At 64.0% G+C, this 17,265-nt stretch carries 15 protein-coding genes and 1 tRNA gene; 7 read left to right on the top strand and 9 right to left on the bottom strand.

Annotation, left to right across the window (positions count from 1 at the left end):
• The first annotated feature begins 123 nt into the window (after positions 1–123).
• The gene (locus tag ABLE85_RS02450) at positions 124–1,263 is read left to right on the top strand and encodes a DegT/DnrJ/EryC1/StrS aminotransferase family protein (RefSeq protein WP_348791085.1); all 1,140 of its coding nucleotides are present in this window, start codon (positions 124–126) and stop codon (positions 1,261–1,263) included.
• Positions 1,264–1,629: 366 nt separating this feature from the next.
• Here the strand turns inward: ABLE85_RS02450 and cysQ are convergent, their stop codons facing one another.
• From cysQ to cysD, 3 genes are read right to left on the bottom strand one after another with little or no spacing between them, the layout of a single operon-like run.
• Positions 1,630–2,505 (bottom strand): 3'(2'),5'-bisphosphate nucleotidase CysQ, encoded by an 876-nt coding sequence (gene cysQ / locus ABLE85_RS02445; RefSeq protein ID WP_348791084.1) that lies wholly within the window; start codon positions 2,503–2,505, stop codon positions 1,630–1,632.
• Positions 2,435–4,372 (bottom strand): sulfate adenylyltransferase subunit CysN, encoded by a 1,938-nt coding sequence (gene cysN / locus ABLE85_RS02440; protein WP_348791083.1) that lies wholly within the window; start codon positions 4,370–4,372, stop codon positions 2,435–2,437. Before cysN ends, cysQ begins: the two co-directional genes overlap by 71 nt.
• 2 nt (positions 4,373–4,374) lie before the next feature.
• Positions 4,375–5,280 carry a sulfate adenylyltransferase subunit CysD gene (gene cysD, locus ABLE85_RS02435; RefSeq protein ID WP_348791082.1) on the bottom strand — a complete coding sequence of 302 codons (906 nt, stop codon included), beginning with the start codon at positions 5,278–5,280 and terminating at the stop codon, positions 4,375–4,377.
• A 316-nt stretch (positions 5,281–5,596) separates the two neighbouring features.
• On the opposite strand from cysD, the gene ABLE85_RS02430 reads away from it, so the two are divergent.
• Positions 5,597–6,847, top strand: coding sequence for an O-antigen ligase family protein (locus ABLE85_RS02430; RefSeq protein ID WP_348791081.1), 1,251 nt, complete (start codon positions 5,597–5,599; stop codon positions 6,845–6,847).
• Positions 6,848–6,922: 75 nt separating this feature from the next.
• On the opposite strand, the gene ABLE85_RS02425 is transcribed toward ABLE85_RS02430, so the two are convergent.
• A complete protein-coding gene (locus tag ABLE85_RS02425) occupies positions 6,923–7,513 on the bottom strand; it encodes a biotin transporter BioY (RefSeq protein WP_348791080.1) in 591 nt (196 codons plus the stop codon).
• Positions 7,514–7,636: 123 nt separating this feature from the next.
• Between ABLE85_RS02425 and ABLE85_RS02420 the strand changes: the two genes are divergently transcribed.
• Positions 7,637–8,542, top strand: a complete 906-nt coding sequence (locus tag ABLE85_RS02420) for an MBL fold metallo-hydrolase (RefSeq protein WP_348791079.1) — start codon at positions 7,637–7,639, stop codon at positions 8,540–8,542.
• A 6-nt stretch (positions 8,543–8,548) separates the two neighbouring features.
• Here ABLE85_RS02420 and ABLE85_RS02415 read toward each other — a convergent pair whose 3' ends face one another.
• Together ABLE85_RS02415 and ABLE85_RS02410 are read right to left on the bottom strand one after the other, a co-directional pair.
• Entirely contained in the window at positions 8,549–9,346 is a 798-nt protein-coding gene (locus tag ABLE85_RS02415) for a DUF1499 domain-containing protein (RefSeq protein WP_348791078.1), read from the bottom strand.
• Positions 9,347–9,489: 143 nt separating this feature from the next.
• Entirely contained in the window at positions 9,490–11,148 is a 1,659-nt protein-coding gene (locus tag ABLE85_RS02410) for a fatty-acid--CoA ligase (RefSeq protein WP_348791077.1), read from the bottom strand.
• Between the two features lie 223 nt (positions 11,149–11,371).
• Here ABLE85_RS02410 and ABLE85_RS02405 point away from each other — a divergent pair, with 223 nt between their 5' ends.
• Positions 11,372–11,728 (top strand): hypothetical protein, encoded by a 357-nt coding sequence (locus ABLE85_RS02405; RefSeq protein ID WP_348791076.1) that lies wholly within the window; start codon positions 11,372–11,374, stop codon positions 11,726–11,728.
• Positions 11,729–11,833: 105 nt separating this feature from the next.
• Positions 11,834–12,241 carry a DUF427 domain-containing protein gene (locus ABLE85_RS02400; protein WP_348791075.1) on the top strand — a complete coding sequence of 136 codons (408 nt, stop codon included), beginning with the start codon at positions 11,834–11,836 and terminating at the stop codon, positions 12,239–12,241.
• 42 nt (positions 12,242–12,283) lie between these two features.
• On the opposite strand, the gene ABLE85_RS02395 is transcribed toward ABLE85_RS02400, so the two are convergent.
• A complete protein-coding gene (locus ABLE85_RS02395; RefSeq protein ID WP_348791074.1) occupies positions 12,284–13,027 on the bottom strand; it encodes a polysaccharide deacetylase family protein in 744 nt (247 codons plus the stop codon).
• A gap of 84 nt (positions 13,028–13,111) precedes the next feature.
• Complete coding sequence (gene ppdK, locus ABLE85_RS02390) at positions 13,112–15,787, bottom strand: pyruvate, phosphate dikinase (protein WP_348791073.1); 2,676 nt, start codon at positions 15,785–15,787, stop codon at positions 13,112–13,114.
• 207 nt (positions 15,788–15,994) lie between these two features.
• On the opposite strand from ppdK, the gene ABLE85_RS02385 reads away from it, so the two are divergent.
• Together ABLE85_RS02385 and ABLE85_RS02380 are read left to right on the top strand one after the other, a co-directional pair.
• Positions 15,995–16,339 carry a VOC family protein gene (locus tag ABLE85_RS02385; RefSeq protein ID WP_348791072.1) on the top strand — a complete coding sequence of 115 codons (345 nt, stop codon included), beginning with the start codon at positions 15,995–15,997 and terminating at the stop codon, positions 16,337–16,339.
• A gap of 214 nt (positions 16,340–16,553) precedes the next feature.
• Positions 16,554–16,628: transfer RNA gene (locus ABLE85_RS02380), tRNA-Gln, on the top strand.
• A gap of 66 nt (positions 16,629–16,694) precedes the next feature.
• Here ABLE85_RS02380 and queF read toward each other — a convergent pair.
• Positions 16,695–17,162: a preQ(1) synthase gene (queF, locus tag ABLE85_RS02375; protein WP_348791071.1), complete on the bottom strand. Its 468-nt coding sequence runs from the start codon at positions 17,160–17,162 to the stop codon at positions 16,695–16,697.
• Between the last annotated feature and the right edge of the window lie 103 nt (positions 17,163–17,265).

The following is a 17,265-nucleotide window of genomic DNA, read 5'->3' as shown; positions in this document are numbered from 1 at the left end:
CGCAAAATCCGTTGCGCACGGTAACGCGACACCTGGCCGCGCCAGCCCGCAAATCTTTCGAGCCCGGTTCAACTCTGCTATCAGCCCTGGGGATATCCGCGAAAAGAAGACTTTGGAGCAGAGATGCAGTTCATCGATCTGGGCGCGCAGCGCGAAAGAATTCGTGACAAGCTGAGCGCGGCGATCGACCGCGTGGTCAACGAGGGCAAGTACATCCTCGGGCCAGAGGTCGCCGAATTCGAACGACAGCTCGCCGCCTATGTCGGTGTGAAGCACGTGGTCGCCTGCGCCAACGGCACGGATGCGCTGCTGCTGCCGCTTCTGGCTTCCGGCATCGGGCCGGGCGACGCCGTCTTCGTGCCGAGCTTCACCTTCGCCGCGACGGCCGAGGTGGTGGCACTGGCCAAGGCCGAGCCGGTCTTCGTCGACATCGATCCCGAAACCTACAACATCGACATCGAAAGCCTCGAAGCCGCGATCGCCATGATCAAGGCCGAGGGCCGGCTGAAGCCGCGCGCGATCATCCCGGTCGACCTGTTCGGCCTCGCCGCCGACTACGACGCCGTTGCCGAAATCGCCGCCCGCGAGAACCTGATGGTCATCGAGGATGCCGCCCAGTCGATCGGCGGCAAGGCCGATGGCCAAATGTGCGGTGCCTTCGGCTCCGTGGGCTCGACCAGCTTCTACCCGGCCAAGCCGCTCGGCTGCTATGGCGACGGCGGCGCCATGTTCACCAATGACGACGAACTGGCCGCGCGCCTGCGCTCCTTCGCCTTCCACGGCAAGGGCGAGACCCAGTACGACAACATCCATGTCGGTCTCAACTCGCGCCTCGACACGCTGCAGGCGGCGATCCTGATCGAGAAGCTGGCGATCCTGGAAGACGAGATGGAAGCCCGCCAGAAAGTGGCGCAGCGCTATCGCGACGGCCTGCACAATGTCGTCAAGGTGGCGCATGTGCCGGAAGGCCGCCGCTCGGCCTGGGCCCAGTACGCCATCGAGACGCCCTATCGCGACGAGCTCAAGGCTCACCTGCAGTCGCTCGGCATTCCCTCGGTGATCTACTATGTGAAGCCGCTGCACCAGCAGGTCGCCTACAACCACTACCCGCGCACGCCGAAGGGCCTGCCGGTTTCGGAAAGCCTGCCCGAGCGCATCCTGTGCCTGCCGATGCACCCCTATCTGAGCAATCAGGATCAGGACCGCATCATCGACGCGATCAGCGATTTCATCGCGGCCAGGACGGCTCAGGCCGCCGAGTAACTAGCCCGGCCTGCGACGACTCAGGCCCTGCTCTCTTACGAACCGCGCGCTGGAAACGGCGCGCGGTTTTTTGTTCCGGCTTGGTGCGCTTCATCCGCACCGAACCGCCGGATGAGAGGTCGAGGCATGGGTCCCCGGAACCCCTCGTCGCTCGCTACGCTCGCCCTCGGGGCCCGAGGACGACGGTGAGGCAAGGGCCCGCAATATGACCCCCAAAGAATGCGACGCTGAAGGTCAAAGGGAGGACGTGAAACTTCCGTCGTCCTCGGGCCGGAGCACGAGCGAAGCGACGTGCGGAGGTTCCGGGGACCCATGCCTCGGACTCTCAACAGGCAGTCCGGTGCAGGTTAGCACCCATCTGCGCGTCTAAAACTCCGGCGCGTCCGAAACACGTCCCATCGCGACAAAGGACGGGTTAGCAAAATCCGCCTCGCCCACCCGGTTGCGCTTGCCGTAGACCAGGGGCTTGCCGCCTGCCGTGGTCGTGCTGCCGCCTGCCGCGCGCAGCACGGCATCCCCAGCCGCCGTATCCCATTCCATCGTGCGGCCGAAGCGCGGATAGACGTCCGCCTCGCCCGCGGCGATGAGGCAGAATTTCAGCGACGAGCCCACGGAAACGATCTCGGCCGCCTCGATGCCCCGGACGTAGGCGTCCGTCTCGGGCGTGCGGTGCGACCGGCTGGCGACAATGGTCAGCGGCGTCCGCCCCTCCCTCACAGAGATGCGATGGCGACCGGAAATGGTCTGATCCTCGCCGACCGTCAGCGCTTCCGCCTTGCCCGGACGGCCGGAGAAGAACCGCCCGCTGCAAGGCGCGTAGACCACGCCAATTTTCGGAATGCCGTCGCGGATCAGCGCGATGTTGACGGTAAAGTCGGCGCTTCCGCCGACGAATTCCCGTGTGCCGTCGAGCGGATCGACCAGAAAGAAAGAGTGCCCAAGCTCCGGAGCCCGAATTCCCGCCGATGCCTCTTCCTCGGCCACGCAGGGAATATCCGGGAAGGCTGCACGCAGCCCCGCCAGAATGAGCCGCTCGCTCGCCCGGTCGGCTTCCGTAACGGGCGAGGAGTCCGCCTTGTGCTCCACGGACACCTTCGAGTGGAAGATATCCATGATGACGCGCCCGGCCTCGAGCGCGAGCCCCTCGAAAACCGAGAGGATCGCCTCGTCGTCAGATGCCGCCGCCGTCGTCGTAGTGTTGATTTGCAATGTCGCGCTCACGTAGCCAGCCTTCGAGAACATCTACCATTTCTTCGGGCGTCCTGCCGAGCGTCTGAAGGTGGATTTCCGGGTTTTCCGGCGTCTCGTAAGGAGAGTCAACGCCAGTGAAGTTCTTCATCTCTCCCGCCAGGGCCCGAGCGTAAAGCCCCTTGGGGTCTCGGCTGGCGCATTCGTCGAACGGCGTGTCGACGAACACCTCGATGAACTCGCCCTCGCCCATCAGCTCGCGCGCCATGCGCCGCTCGGCGCGGAAAGGCGAGATGAATGACACCAGCACGATCAGGCCGGCGTCCGCCATCAGCCGCGCCACTTCCGACACGCGGCGAATGTTCTCCACCCGGTCGGCCTCGGAGAAACCGAGGTCGCGGTTCAGGCCGTGGCGGACATTGTCGCCGTCGAGGATGTAGGTGTGGCGGCCGCTCGCATGCAGCTTCTTTTCGAGAAGATTGGCGATGGTCGACTTGCCCGAGCCCGAAAGGCCGGTGAACCACAGCACCGCCGGCTTCTGCTGCTTGGCGGCGGCGCGCGCCTCTTTCGTCACGTCCAGCGACTGCCAGTGGATATTGTCGGCGCGACGCAGCGCGTGCTGGATCATGCCGGCACCGACGGTGGCATTGGTCAGGCGGTCGATCAGGATGAAGGCGCCGGTGGCGCGGTTCTCGGCGAAGGCGTCGAAGGCCACCGGCGACTGCGTCGAGATCGTGCAGATGCCGACCTCGTTCATCTCCAGCGATTTGGCCGCCGCGTGCCCGAAATCGTTGACGTCGAGGCGGTACTTCAGCTCGGTCACGGTCGCACTGGCCTGGTCGGTCTCGGTGCGCAGGATGTAGGAACGCCCGGGAAGCAACGCCTGCTCGTCGAACCAGACGATTTTGGCCGCGAACTGGTCGGCGACATGCGGCCGCGCCGTGGGCGCGACCAGCAGGTTGCCGCGCGAGACCTCGACCTCGTCCTCCAGCACCAGCGTCACCGCCTGCCCCTCGACGGCCTGCGCCACGTCCCCGCCCGAGGCGACAATGCGCTTGACGCGCGAAGCCTTGCCGGATTTGGCGACCACGATCTCGTCGCCCTGTGCGATCGAGCCCGAGGCGATCGTCCCGGCAAAGCCGCGAAAATCAAGGTTGGGCCGGTTCACATACTGGACCGGGAAGCGGAACGGCTTATTCCACGCATCCTGTTCGACATCGACCGCTTCCAGGTGCTCGATCAGCGTTGGACCGGCATACCAGCCGGTCTGCTCGGAGCGGCGGCTGACATTGTCGCCGAACCGTGCCGACATGGGGATTGCGACGATCGATACAAAGCCGAGATCCTTCGAAAAGGCCGTGTAGTCGGCGACGATCTGCTCGAACGCCGCGCGGTCGAAGCCGACGAGGTCGATCTTGTTCACCGCCAGCACGATGTGGCGGATGCCCAGCAGCGAGGCGATGATGGAGTGGCGGCGCGTCTGCCGCAGCACGCCCTGGCGCGCGTCGATCAGAACGATGGCGAGGTCGGCGGTGGAGGCACCGGTGGCCATATTGCGCGTATATTGCTCATGGCCCGGCGTGTCGGCGACGATGAACTTGCGCTTCGATGTGGCGAAGAAGCGATAGGCGACGTCGATGGTGATGCCCTGCTCGCGCTCGGCCTCCAGCCCGTCCACCAGCAGCGCGAAGTCGATGTCGTCGCCGGTCGTGCCGTGCCGGCGCGAATCCCGCTCCAGCGTCGCCAGCTGGTCCTCGAAGATCTGCTTGGTGTCCGACAGCAGCCGCCCGATCAGCGTCGACTTGCCGTCGTCGACCGAGCCGCAGGTGAGGAAACGCAAGAGTGACTTCTGCTCCTGCGCGGCCAGGTAGTCGTCCACCGCCTCGGCGGCGACGAGGTTTTCCGCAAGCATGTGGCGCATGATCAGAAATATCCCTCGCGCTTCTTCTTTTCCATGGAGCCCGCCTCGTCGCGGTCGATCAGGCGCCCCTGGCGTTCGGAGGTGCGCGCGATCAGCATCTCGCTGACGATGCCCTGCAGGTCCGTGGCGTCGGAATCGATGGCGCCCGTCAGCGGGTAGCAGCCCAGCGTGCGGAACCGCACCAGCCTGTTCTCGATCACCTCGCCGGGCTTGAGCTTCATACGGTCGTCATCGCGCAGGATGAGCATGCCGTCACGCTCGACGACGGGGCGTTCCTTGGCGAAGTAGAGCGGCACGATCGGAATGTCTTCACGCAGGATGTATTGCCAGATGTCGAGTTCCGTCCAATTGGACAGCGGAAAGACCCGGATCGACTCGCCCGGCGCCACGCGCGTGTTGAAAATCTTCCACATCTCCGGCCGCTGGTTCTTCGGGTCCCAGGCGTGGCTCGAATTGCGGAAGGAAAAGATGCGTTCCTTGGCGCGGGACTTCTCCTCGTCGCGCCGCGCGCCGCCAAAGGCGGCATCGAAGCCGTATTTGTCGAGCGCCTGGCGAAGGCCCACCGTCTTCATCACATGGGTGTGCGTGTTGGAGCCGTGGTCGAACGGGTTGATGCCGTCGCGCACGCCGTCCTCGTTGATGTGCACCAGGAGATCGAAGCCCAGGCGCTCCGCCATCGCATCGCGAAACTCGATCATCTCGCGGAACTTCCAGGTCGTGTCGACATGAAGGAACGGAAAGGGCGGCTTCGCCGGATAAAAGGCCTTCATGGCCAGATGCAGCAGCACCGAAGAATCCTTGCCCACCGAATAGAGCATCACCGGCTTGGCAAACGTCGCCGCCACCTCTCGGAAAATGTGGATGGCTTCGGCCTCGAGCCGGTCGAGATGGGATAGCCTGGCAAGCATGGGGTGCCTATCAAGAATGCGATGCAAGGACGCTGCGGCTGCAACGCCCTGAATTTCCCCGATTTTCCCCGTAATGGCCCAGCGTCTCAAGGAGAACGCTACCAATTTCGCGGCCTTGGCCGCTCGGAACATGCGCGGCACGGCGCTTCGATGGAATCCTGTTCCTCGCCACCGCATGACTCCGCCTCGGCGGCGAAAATGAATTGCGCCGGTCGCCCACCCATGGCAGGTGATGCTTCAGAAACAAAATTGCGGCCGAAGTTTCCCACCCGACCCTTCATCGCTTCCCAGGCGATCTTAGCGGAATGATTTCATCTTGAAGAAATTCTTGAAATACGAATTCGTGAACCGGGCCTTCGCTTTCTTCTGCTTTGCCGCGGTGCCCGGACTCGGTTCGGTAGTCAGCTTCGTCTGGCACGGCGGCGCACTCTGGTGCGTGTTTGAGATCCTGTCCGGCCGGCGGACATTCAGCCGCGATCACAACATGCTCGTTATGACGCTGCTGGCCCTCCTTTATTGCGTGCTGAACGCGATCCCCACGCTCTGGCACCATTCGACATATGGCGGGGCCGACCAGATGCTGCGCCTGGGCACGCTGCTCCTTTTCCCCTTCTCCTACTCGATCTGGTCGATTTCGGATAAGGCGGCGCTCATGCGTACGGTCATACTGGCCAGCATGGTCGCCTGCTACAGCGGCCTGGCCGTGGCGATGGTGCAGACCTACGGTTTCGGCCACCGGGCAGCGGGCGGCGCCGGCAACGCCATCGTCTTCGCCTTCGCGATCAGCATGGCCGGTTCGATCTCGCTTGCCGGCCTGTTCTCCCAGGAAAACAAGCTGGTCCTGCCGCTGGCCGGGGCCTTCGTCGCCTCGTGGCTCGCTCTGTTCTACTCGGGCACCCGCTTCTTGTGGATCACCACCCTCCCCGTCGATCTGATCGTGCTCTGGATCTACCGCCGGCAGCTCTCCCGCTTCATTTCCCCTCGAACCCTCGCCCTCGTCGTGCTCGGGCTGGCGCTCGGCTTCGGTGCGAGCTTCAAGGGAATCCAGAACCGCCTGCAAGGCCTGAGTTCGGACTGGTACAAGGCCTCCCTCAACGACAATTACGACACCTCTGTCGGGGCGCGGCTCTCTCTGCTTGAGATGGCGCCGGAATACATCATCCAGCATCCGTTCGGCGGCCATGGCCTGGGAGCGACCAGGAAGCTGATCGAGACCGGTTTCAAGGAGAAGCACGGCCTGGACTACAGCTTCTCCCACTTCCACAACGGCTATCTGACCACCGCGGTCGAATCCGGCGTCCTCGGCCTCGTCTCGCTCCTCGCGATCTTCGTAGCGGCGATTGCCAACGCGTTGCGTGCAATCCGCAAAAACCTGGATCCCGTGGAGGTTTTTGGAGGGGCCATGCTCCTCATTCTGACCGCCACCTACGGCATCGGCGCGCTTGCCAACAAAGTTCTCGGCCACGACATCCAGGACACCGTGTTCATCGTGTTCCTGATCATGGGAACCTATCTCGCCTCCGGCACCTCGCGCCTTACCGACAACGACCGGGTCGCGGCTGCCTAGCTCCGAATGATCCCCGCAAACAAAAAGGCCGCGAACCTCCGTTCGCGGCCTTTTTGTTCGAATAGTTTTTCGAGGTCAGCGCTTCGGCAGCAGCGCCCAGACGGCCGGGGCCAGCGTTGAGGCCAGCGCGACCTTGATCAGGTCCGGAACGATGAACGGCACCACGCCGAACTGCCACGACTTCTCGACGCCGATCAGGGTGGCGAGCCAGGCGAAGCCCATCGCCATCATGACGACCTCGGCCGTCAGCACCGCGCCGAACATCTTGAACGGGCTGCGGTCCCAGCCGCGGTCAGCCGCCCAACCGACGATGGCCGCCATGGCCACGAAGCCGGCGAGATAGCCGCCGGTGGAACCGAGCATGTAGGCGATGCCGATGCCCTTTTCAGGCGTGCTCTGGAACACCGGGAAGCCCATGGCGCCCTGCGCCATGTAGAGAAGCAGCGTGGCCACCGCCAGCCGCATGCCGAAGGCGGCGGCGATCAGGAAGATCGCCAGCGTCTGCAGCGACATGTCGACCGGGCCGAGAACGACCTTGGTCTTGGCCGAGAGTGTCAAGAGCAGCGTGCCGGAAACGGCGAGGAAAATCTGGGTTGCAAGCCGCGCGGCGCCGCTCTCGGGCATGGCCAGCGAGACGAGCGGGCGGGCAGTAATTGAATTTGCCATTGTGGTCCCCATTTCTGTCGAGGTCGGCCGATCGGGTCGGCCGGGTTTGCCTATATTGGCTGGCGTGCTAAGCGGCAAACAGTTTTAGCGGTTTGTGCGCCAAAGGCGAGGCAGGTTTCGACGATGTCCCTGGAATTCGATACCAAGTTCGAACCGGCCTACGACGAGGCCGTGCCGGTCGCCAAGGGCATCGCGCGGCTGACGGTGAACAATCCCGGTGCCTTCACCTTCCACGGCACCAACAGCTACATCGTCGGGCAAGACACGTTGGCCGTCATCGATCCGGGCCCCGAGGACGAGGCGCATTTCCAGGCCCTGGTCAAGGCGATCGCCGGACGGCCCGTCAGCCACATCTTCGTCAGCCACACGCACAAGGACCACTCCCCGCTTGCCGCGCGCCTGGCCCAGCATACCGGCGCGGTCGTGGCTGCGGAGGGGCCCCACCGCCCGGCACGGCCGTTGCGGATTGGCGAAGTCAATCCGCTCGACGCCAGCGCCGACATGGATTTCGTGCCGGACCTGCCGCTCAACCATGGCGACATCATCGAGGGCGACGGCTGGCGCATCGGCACCGTACTGACGCCCGGCCATGCCGCCAATCATGCGGCCTTCTCGCTGGAAGGAACAGGCATCCTGTTTTCGGCGGACCATGTCATGGCCTGGGCGACATCCATCGTCGCGCCCCCAGACGGCGCCATGACCGATTACATGACCTCGCTCGATCGGTTGCTGGAACGCGACGACCGGCTGTACCTGCCGGGTCACGGCGGTCCCGTCACCAAGCCCCGCGCCTTCGTGCGCGGTCTGAAGGCGCACAGGAAGATGCGCGAGCGCGCGGTCCTCGAAAGGCTGAGGTCGGGCGACCGCACCATCCGCGAGATGGTGGCTGCGATCTACCGCGACACCGACCCGCGCCTACACGGCGCCGCCGCCCTCTCGGTGCTGGCGCATCTGGAAGACCTCGTCGCCAGCGGCGTGGCGACGACCGAGGGCGCGGTGTCCATCGACGGGCATTTCGCGCCCGCCTGATCGTCGTCAGTCGGAGTCGGCCGGCGCCTCGCCGAGTCGCGTCGCGACCTCGCCATCCAGCTCCTTCAGGAAACTGCCGATGCGCGCCGCATTGTCGCCGAGATCGTGGCGGCCGTAGCGCGAGGCCGAGCGCATGTCGACATAGGTCGTGTCGCCCTCGTCGATCAGGCGGATCGAGACGTCGATTGGAAAGGCCAGCAGCGTCGTATAGGCGAGCGCTTCGATGCTTACCTCTGCTTCGTCGCCGTTGGGATGCATCGGTCCGTACAGTTTCCAATCGGTATGCGACAGCACCGTCTCGACCGCATCGAGCGTGTTATCCAAAGACAGGTTGTAGCGCCGGCCTGTCAAATCCGGGTATTTTTCCATCTGCAGCTTGCGTTGTGCCGGCGTCGGTTCTGCCAGCGGGTTCATTCCGGGAGTGCGTGTCTTCGCTGCCAGCGTCAGGGCCGGCGGATCGTCGAGATCCGTGGAGATGTCGTTGAGTTCCGGATATTTGAAGGCGCGATAGCCCGAGAGCACGAACGGCACCAGCACGAGCAGCGCTACCAGAGCTCCAAACGTCAGGTCCCTGCCGCCGCGATCGCCATTGTTCCAGACACTCGGGAGAGCGTAGGCGACCAGCAAAAGCGCTAGGGCCGTAAGCAGCGCGACGATGCCAAGCACCACGAGGAAAGCGACCGTCTCCAGCAGCGCGTATCTGTGGGCGAGGCCCGACACGATGAACAACACCGCCGAAAACGAGGCCAGGCGTCGGGACCAGACAGCCGCCTTGGACGTTCTCTCTTCCAGATATGCCGCCATGTCGCCGTGCCGCAGGGTGCCCTATTCCGAATGCCGATTCCTTAGAGCATGATCCCGAAAAGTCGCAGACTTTTCGAACAAGATCGTGCTCCAAAAGCAAAAGCTTGAAGCGAGTTGGCCATTCAAGGAAAAGCCATCTCTCTCTAGAGCGTTTCGCCCTCCTGCAAAAGCCCGCTGTCCGTCGGCAGGCGGTAGTCGCCGAATTGCTTGCGCAAGGCGATCTTCTGGATCTTTCCGGTCGCCGTATGCGGTATCTCGTCCACGAAGGCCACATCGTCCGGCAGCCACCATTTGGCGACCTTGCCTTCCATGAAACCGAGTATGTCGGCCTTGGCCGGCTCTGCGCCCGGCTTGCGCACCACCACCAGCAGCGGCCGTTCGTCCCATTTCGAATGCCGTACCCCGATCACCGCGGCCTCCGCCACCTCGGGATGCCCGACCGCCAGGTTCTCCAGATCGATGGTCGAGATCCACTCGCCGCCGGACTTGATGACATCCTTGGCGCGGTCCGTGATCTGCATGTAGCCGCTGGCATCGATATGGGCGACGTCGCCGGTGTCGAACCAGCCGTCATCGTCGAACTGCTCGGCGCCCACGCCGCCATAATAGGCGCGCGCCACCGCCGGCCCGCGCACCTTGAGGCGACCGAAGGTCTTACCGTCCCAGGGCAACACGCGGTCATTGTCGTCCGTCACCTTCATCTCCACGCCGAAGGGCGCATGCCCCTGCTTGGCCTTCAGGTCGAGCAGCGCCTCGCCCTTAATGCCTTCGCATTCGGGTTTCAGGGTACCCAGGGTTCCGAGCGGCGACATTTCGGTCATGCCCCAGGCGTGAACGACCTCGACATCGTAGTTCTGCTCGAATTTCCGGGTCATGATGCGCGGGCAGGCGGCCCCGCCGATGACCACCTTCTTCAGGTAGGGCAGTTTCTTGCCGGTCTCCTCCAGATGCTGGAGCAGCATCAGCCACACCGTCGGCACGGCGGCCGTGAAGGACACTTTCTCGGTATCGAGCAGTTCGTAGAGCGACGCGCCGTCCATGCGTGCGCCGGGCATCACCAGCTTCGCACCGATCATCGGCCCGCTCTGGGCAAGCCCCCAGGCGTTGGCATGGAACATCGGCACCACCGGCAGGACCACGTCGCGCGAGGAGATGCCCATCGCGTCCGGCATGCAGGCCATCATTGCGTGCAGCACGTTCGAGCGATGGCTGTAGACGACGCCCTTCGGCTCGCCCGTCGTGCCGGAGGTGTAGCACATGCCGGCGGCGGTGTTCTCGTGGAATTCCTTCCAGCGGAAGTCGCCGTCCGCCTCGGCCAGCCACTCCTCATAGGCGATCGCGTTGGGCAGCGTGGTCTGCGGCATATGCGCGGCATCGGTGAGCAAGATGACCTGCCTGAGGCTCGGGACCGCCGGGGCGATCCTCTCCACCAGCGGCAGGAAGGTAAGGTCTACAAAGAGCGCCTTGTCCTCGGCGTGGTTCATGATCCAGGCGATCTGTTCGGGAAAGAGGCGCGGATTGAGCGTGTGATAGATCGCGCCCATGCCCATGATGCCGTACCACGCCTCGATGTGGCGCGCCGTGTTCCAGGCCAGGGTGGCGATGCGATCGCCTTGCCGGTAGCCGTCCCGCTCCAGGCGCTGCGCAAGCTTCAGCGCGCGCTGGCGGATTTCGGCATAGGTCGTGCGGACGATCGGCCCGTCGATGGAGCGTGAGACGACTTCACGGTGAGCGTGCTGGATACCGGCATGATCGAGAATTTTGTGACAGAGCAGCGGCCATTCCTGCATAAGTCCAAGCATTGCGATCCTCCCCGACGTTGTTTTCGGGCATTGTTGGAACGATCTGCGGGATTGTCCAGTAGTGCTTTCCCTTGCGTCACCCGGCCTTAGCCTAAATGACTAGGATTTCCGCACTTACCCTCACCAGATAGGAAGGAAGGCACGGCTTTCGTCACAATCCGGCCATGCTCGCTCCCAATTCTTCTTCTAGCGGGGACTATCGTTGATGGAACAGGGGTCCCGCATGAACGAGCAACCTGTCGAAGAGGACGTCGTGGACATCATGTCCGAGAACAGCGTCGAGCTTCCGGAAAAGGGAACCGCCGTCTCCGACCAGGATTTCGAGACCGTGGTGCGCGGTGCCCTCGATGCGGTGGGCGGCACCCTTCTCTTCAAGGTGCGGGTCGACCACGCGGAAGAGCCGCATCACGCAGCGGCAGCCTTCGTCGGCGAAGGCGAAAACCGTCAGTTCCTGGTCATGATCCTGCCGATTGTCGGCGGCCATCTGCGTGTCGAAACCACCGCCAAGAGCAAGAGCCCGATCGCCGGCATCGCCGCTGCCTACGTAGGTCTGGCCGAGGCATTCGGCCACGCTGCCTGAAAACCGCCTCGCTCGCCGCTATCGGCCCCCAAGCTGAAGTCGCGGCGGGAGCCTGCGGAACGGAAAGCCGGGCACGGCGTTTTCGGGCGACGCAGGAGCTTCGCCATGGCAACGTTAGCACCCCCCTCGCCCGGATTGCGGCGCAATCCTAATCACCGCCTCACAGTGAGACGCTTCGCGGGCACGGTCGTTGTCACTTTCGCCGACGCGGTCATCGCCTCGTCCACCGCCGCGAAGGTGCTGCGCGAGGAACACCGTCCGCCGGTCTACTACATCCCCTTCCAGGACATTTATTTCGAGTTCCTCATTCGTTCCGACAAGCGAAACCACAGCCCCTATCTGGGCGATTCATCCCATTGGAACATCACCGCCTCGGGTGCAGCGGAAAAGGATGTCATGTGGGCCTACGAGACGCCCTATGACGAGGCGAAGGCAATCAGGAATCACGGCGCCTTCGATCCGAACAAGGTCAGGGTAGACGTCCTGCCGACAGCGAAGGCGTGGCACCCCTGAGCCACAGTCACGGCAAGGGCCCTCGCCTGTCTTTTGTGGCTGTCAATCGGTGGTGTCGTTGGTTCCCACGCCGTCGGCGTCGTCGAGGCGCACGAAGTGTACGCCCTTTGCCTTGAGTTCGAGAAGCCCCTTCACGAGCCCCTCGCCGGCCGCATGGGTCGGCTGATTGATGTGTGCGATGATGACGTCGCCGTCCTTGGCCGCCGCCACCCGCCGCGCGGTTTCCCTGGCGCTCAGCAGCGAGCCGCCGTCGCCGTTGATCGAGTAGCCGGCGATCTTGAAGCCGAGCTTGCGGATCAACGCGATCGCCGAGGGGCTGTATTGCGCCGTGGCGCCGCGGAACCATTTCGGCGCCGGCTCGCCGGCCTTGGCAAGGGCGTCCGCGCCCTCCTCCACTTCGGCCAGCACGGCGTCGGGGCTGCCGGCGCTGCTGATGCCGTAGATCTTGCGAGGCGTATCCACCGCCGGGATGTGGTGGCCGCCGTGGTTTTCCAGCTCGAACAGGTCGGGATGCGCGCGCATGATCTCCAGCGCGGCGGCATTGCGCTTGAGCCAGGTTCCGGTGACGAAAATCGTTGCCGGGATCCGGTTCTCGACAAGCGCCGAGAGTATGCGTTCATCGGTCCTGCCGCCGCAGGCGTCGAGCGTCAGCGCGACGCGCGGGGTGCCGCTATCCTCATGTGGCTTGAGACGCAGGGTCGGCTCTAGCAGCGGCACGGCGTGGCTGGCGGAAGCCGCCGAGACGAGGAGCCCGGCGGCAAGGAAGGTTTTTACGAGCAGGCGCATGACAGTAAATTTCAGGCAATCGAGGGCCTCTCCCCCAATTCCCCCATCAAGGCGAAAATCGGGACGGCCGACGCCTGCGGCTGATTAAATGACCTTTCGCGACGTTTTGACCGCCGCCTGGGCCGCCGCCAGCCGCGCGATCGGCACGCGGAAGGGCGAGCAGGAAACGTAGTCGAGGCCCACTTCCTCGCAGAAGTGGATCGACACCGGGTCGCCGCCATGCTCGCCGCAAATGCCAAGCTTGATCTGCGGCCGCGTCGACCTGCCCCGCTCTGCGCCAATGCGCACCAGTTCGCCCACCCCTTCAACGTCCAGCGAGACGAATGGATCCTGCTCGATGATGCCCTTCTGGCGATAAACCTCGAGGAAGGAGGCCGCGTCGTCGCGCGAAATGCCGAAGGTGGTCTGCGTCAGGTCGTTGGTGCCGAAGGAGAAGAACTCGGCGTTCTCGGCGATAAGATGGGCGCGGATCGCCGCGCGCGGCAGCTCGATCATCGTGCCGGTGAGATACTCCACCTTCACGCCGGTTTCTTCCATGACGCTCTTGGCGACCGCATCGATGCGCGCCTTCACGAAGTCGAACTCCTTGGCCAGGCCCACCAGCGGGACCATGATCTCCGGCACGACCGGATTGCCCGTCTGCCTGCCGGCTTCCACCGCCGCCTCGAAGATCGCCCGCGCCTGCATCTCGGCGATTTCCGGATAGGATATCGCCAGGCGGCAGCCGCGATGGCCAAGCATCGGGTTGAACTCGTGCAGCAGTTCGGTGCGATGGCGCAACTTGTCGGCCGAGACGTCCATTACCGAGGCGACCTCGGCGATTTCCTCGTCGGTCTTCGGCAGGAATTCGTGCAGCGGCGGATCGAGCAGCCGGATGGTGACCGGCAGGCCGGCCATGATCTCGAACAGTTCCGTGAAGTCCGAACGCTGCATGGGCAGAAGCTTGGCAAGTGCCGCGCGCCGGTCGTTCTCCGTGTCCGAGAGGATCATCTCGCGCATGGCCAGGATGCGGTCGTCCTCGAAGAACATGTGCTCGGTGCGGCACAGGCCGATGCCCTCCGCGCCGAAGGACCGCGCCATGCGCGCATCGGCCGGGGTCTCGGCATTGGATCGCACCTTCATGCGACGGATCTTGTCAGCCCACTCCATGATCGACGCGAAGTCGCCGGAAAGCTCCGGCTGCAGCATCGCCACCGCGCCCTTCAGCACCTGGCCGTTGCCGCCGTCGATGGTGATGATGTCGCCCTTGTGGAAGGTCATGCCCATCGTCGTCAGCGTGCCGGCCTTGTAGTCGACCCGCAGGGAGCCCGCGCCCGAAACGCAGGGCTTGCCCATGCCGCGTGCCACAACGGCTGCGTGGCTGGTCATGCCGCCGCGCGTGGTCAGGATGCCTTCGGCGGCATGCATGCCGTGGATGTCCTCGGGGCTCGTCTCGACGCGCACCAGAATGACCTTCTTGCCGATGGCGCGCATGTCCTCCGCTTCGTTGGAAGAGAACACGATCTCGCCGGTGGCCGCGCCCGGCGAAGCCGGCAAGCCGATGGCGATGACATGACGCTCGGCCTTGGGGTCGATGGTCGGGTGCAGCAGCTGGTCCAGCGAAGCCGGATCGATGCGCGTCACCGCCTCATCCTTGGTGATCAGTCCCTCGGCGGCCATGTCGACGGCAATCTTCAGCGCCGCCTTGGCGGTGCGCTTGCCCGAGCGGGTCTGCAGCATCCACAGCTTGCCGCGCTCGATGGTGAACTCCAGGTCTTGCATGTCGCGGTAGTGCGTTTCCAGCCGCTCCGAGATCGCCATGAACGAGGCGAAGGCTTCCGGCATCAGCTTCTGCAGTGACGGCTTGTCGGAGCCGGCGGCGATACGCGCGACCTCGGTGATGTTCTGCGGCGTGCGGATGCCGGCCACCACGTCCTCGCCCTGCGCGTTCACCAGGAACTCGCCGTAGAGCGCCTTCTCGCCGTTGGACGGGTTGCGCGTGAAGGCCACGCCCGTGGCCGAGGTGTCGCCCATGTTGCCGAACACCATGGCCTGCACGTTGACCGCCGTGCCCCAGCTTTCGGGAATGTCGTGCAGCCGGCGATAGGTGATGGCGCGGTGGTTCATCCAGCTGGAGAACACGGCGCCGATGGCGCCCCATAGCTGCTCTTCCGGGCTCTGCGGAAACGGCTTGCCAAGCTCTTCCTCGACCTTGGCCTTGTAGAGCGCGATCACGTCCTGCCACTCGGCGGCCGACAGTTCGGTGTCGAGTTCATGGCCGAGACGGGCCTTTTCCTCCTGGAGGATTTCCTCGAACACCTCGTGGTCGAGGCCCATGACGACGTCCGAATACATCTGGATGAAGCGGCGATAGCTGTCGTAGGCGAAGCGCGCATCGCCCGAATCGGCGGCCAGCGCCTCAACCGTCTCGTCGTTGAGGCCGAGATTGAGCACGGTGTCCATCATGCCCGGCATCGAGGCGCGCGCGCCCGAGCGGACCGAAACCAGCAGAAGCTTGTCGGGATCGCCGAAGCTGCGCCCGGTGATCCGGCCGATTTGGTCCAGCGCTTCGCCGACCTGTGCATCCAGCCCATCGGGATAGGTGCGGCCGTTGGCATAGAAGGCGTTGCAGACCTCGGTGGTGATCGTAAAGCCGGGCGGCACGGGCAGGCCCAGGCTGCACATCTCGGCCAGGTTGGCGCCTTTGCCGCCAAGCAGGTTCTTGTCGCCCGCGCGCCCTTCGGCGGCGCCGTCCCCAAAGGTGTAGACCCACTTGGCCATGCTCGCTCCTCACCAGTCGGCTCGGGCCGCCTGCAACAAATAGGCCGGCGGCACCCTCTCGCGCGAAGCGATAAATTGCTGCGCTGCGAAAGGCAACATAAGCTTCGCGACGATCCGGCCCTACAATCGATTAAGAAATCCGCTTGTCCAAAGACTTGTGCGCCGGCTCCGAATTATCTAGAACGTAACGAGAACACGAGGATCGCCATGAAGCTTACAGGAAAGATAGATTACCTCGAAATGCCGGCCACTGGCGGCACGCTCGACAGCGTCAAGGCATTTTATGCCACCGCCTTCTCCTGGTCCTTCACCGACTACGGCCCCACCTACTCGGCCTATGACGAAGGGCTCGAGGGCGGTTTCGATGCCGACGCAGCGGGTGCTGTGGCAAAACCACTGCCGGTTCTCTATTCGGAAAATCTGGAGCAGACCCTTGCGGCGGTGGAAGATGCCGGCGGCAAGGTCGTGCGAGCGATCTTTTCCTTCCCCGGCGGCCGCCGCTTCCACTTCACCGACCCGGCCGGCAACGAACTGGCGGTGTGGGGGCAGTAGAGTTGGCTGGCACTTGAAGGCTCAGCGTTGATTGGGCGCCCACCCTCCCCTCGGTGAGAGTGGGCGGCTTGCGCAGGCGGAAGCTGGGAACACGACGCCTTGCGCGCGCAATGATGCCTGGCCCTCTCCCGTTCAAAATTAGCCGCGGCACGATTGTGCTTTTCGATCGCACTGAATATAAGCCGCACTGACTCGACTCGAACGCGTCGACTGTTGGGGCGTAGCCAAGCGGTAAGGCAGCGGTTTTTGGTACCGCCATTCCCTGGTTCGAATCCAGGCGCCCCAGCCACTTCCTCCTTTTCAGCAGAAGAAACCATGCTCAAGGCGCCGCCTTCAGCGCGTCCTTATAGTGGCTTCACCCGCGCCCGCGATAGGTCGGGACGCCCTGTTCCGGGATCCAGACATCGGCTGGCGCCGTGCCGGTCTGATAGAAGACATCAATAGGAATCCCACCGCGCGGATACCAGTAGCCGCCGATCCTCAGCCATTCGGGCTTCAGGTATTCGACGAGCCGCCTGCCGATCGTCACGGTGCAATCCTCGTGGAAGGCGCCGTGGTTGCGGAAGGACGTCAGGAACAATTTCAGCGATTTGCTTTCCACCAGCCACTCGCCGGGAATGTAGTCGATCACCAGATGCGCGAAGTCCGGCTGGCCCGTCATCGGGCAGAGCGAAGTGAATTCGGGCGCGGTGAAGCGGACGCAGTAGCGGGTGCCCGCCTGCGGATTGCGCACCCGCTCCAGCACGGCGTCTTCGGGGCTGGCGGGGATTCGCGTTTCTTTGCCGAGTTGCGTGAGTTCCGAATAGAAGTTGGTTTCCGACACGTTCGAGTGCCTTTCAATGAGGCCCCCGACGCAGCCGCACCGCAAAGGCTGCGATGTGCGATGGCTATCTCGGTGTCCTTGTTTTGACCGGGTAGGCTGCGAC

This window comes from Mesorhizobium sp. KR1-2 (assembly GCF_040045035.1).
Classification (GTDB): Bacteria; Pseudomonadota; Alphaproteobacteria; order Rhizobiales; family Rhizobiaceae; genus Pseudaminobacter.
Note: the sequence above shows the minus strand (reverse complement) of the source record. Positions and strands in the feature narration are given on the sequence as shown.

Bases quoted from the DNA above. Each gene is read 5' to 3' on its own strand.
- ABLE85_RS02450 (WP_348791085.1), top strand. From the start codon at position 124: ATGCAGTTCATCGATCTGGGCGCGCAGCGCGAAAGAATTCGTGACAAG.
- cysQ (WP_348791084.1), bottom strand. From the start codon at position 2,505: ATGTTCTCGAAGGCTGGCTACGTGAGCGCGACATTGCAAATCAACACT.
- cysN (WP_348791083.1), bottom strand. From the start codon at position 4,372: ATGCGCCACATGCTTGCGGAAAACCTCGTCGCCGCCGAGGCGGTGGAC.
- cysD (WP_348791082.1), bottom strand. From the start codon at position 5,280: ATGCTTGCCAGGCTATCCCATCTCGACCGGCTCGAGGCCGAAGCCATC.
- ABLE85_RS02425 (WP_348791080.1), bottom strand. From the start codon at position 7,513: ATGGCAAATTCAATTACTGCCCGCCCGCTCGTCTCGCTGGCCATGCCC.
- ABLE85_RS02420 (WP_348791079.1), top strand. From the start codon at position 7,637: ATGTCCCTGGAATTCGATACCAAGTTCGAACCGGCCTACGACGAGGCC.
- ABLE85_RS02415 (WP_348791078.1), bottom strand. From the start codon at position 9,346: ATGGCGGCATATCTGGAAGAGAGAACGTCCAAGGCGGCTGTCTGGTCC.
- ABLE85_RS02410 (WP_348791077.1), bottom strand. From the start codon at position 11,148: ATGCTTGGACTTATGCAGGAATGGCCGCTGCTCTGTCACAAAATTCTC.
- ABLE85_RS02405 (WP_348791076.1), top strand. From the start codon at position 11,372: ATGAACGAGCAACCTGTCGAAGAGGACGTCGTGGACATCATGTCCGAG.
- ABLE85_RS02400 (WP_348791075.1), top strand. From the start codon at position 11,834: ATGGCAACGTTAGCACCCCCCTCGCCCGGATTGCGGCGCAATCCTAAT.
- ABLE85_RS02395 (WP_348791074.1), bottom strand. From the start codon at position 13,027: ATGCGCCTGCTCGTAAAAACCTTCCTTGCCGCCGGGCTCCTCGTCTCG.
- ppdK (WP_348791073.1), bottom strand. From the start codon at position 15,787: ATGGCCAAGTGGGTCTACACCTTTGGGGACGGCGCCGCCGAAGGGCGC.
- ABLE85_RS02385 (WP_348791072.1), top strand. From the start codon at position 15,995: ATGAAGCTTACAGGAAAGATAGATTACCTCGAAATGCCGGCCACTGGC.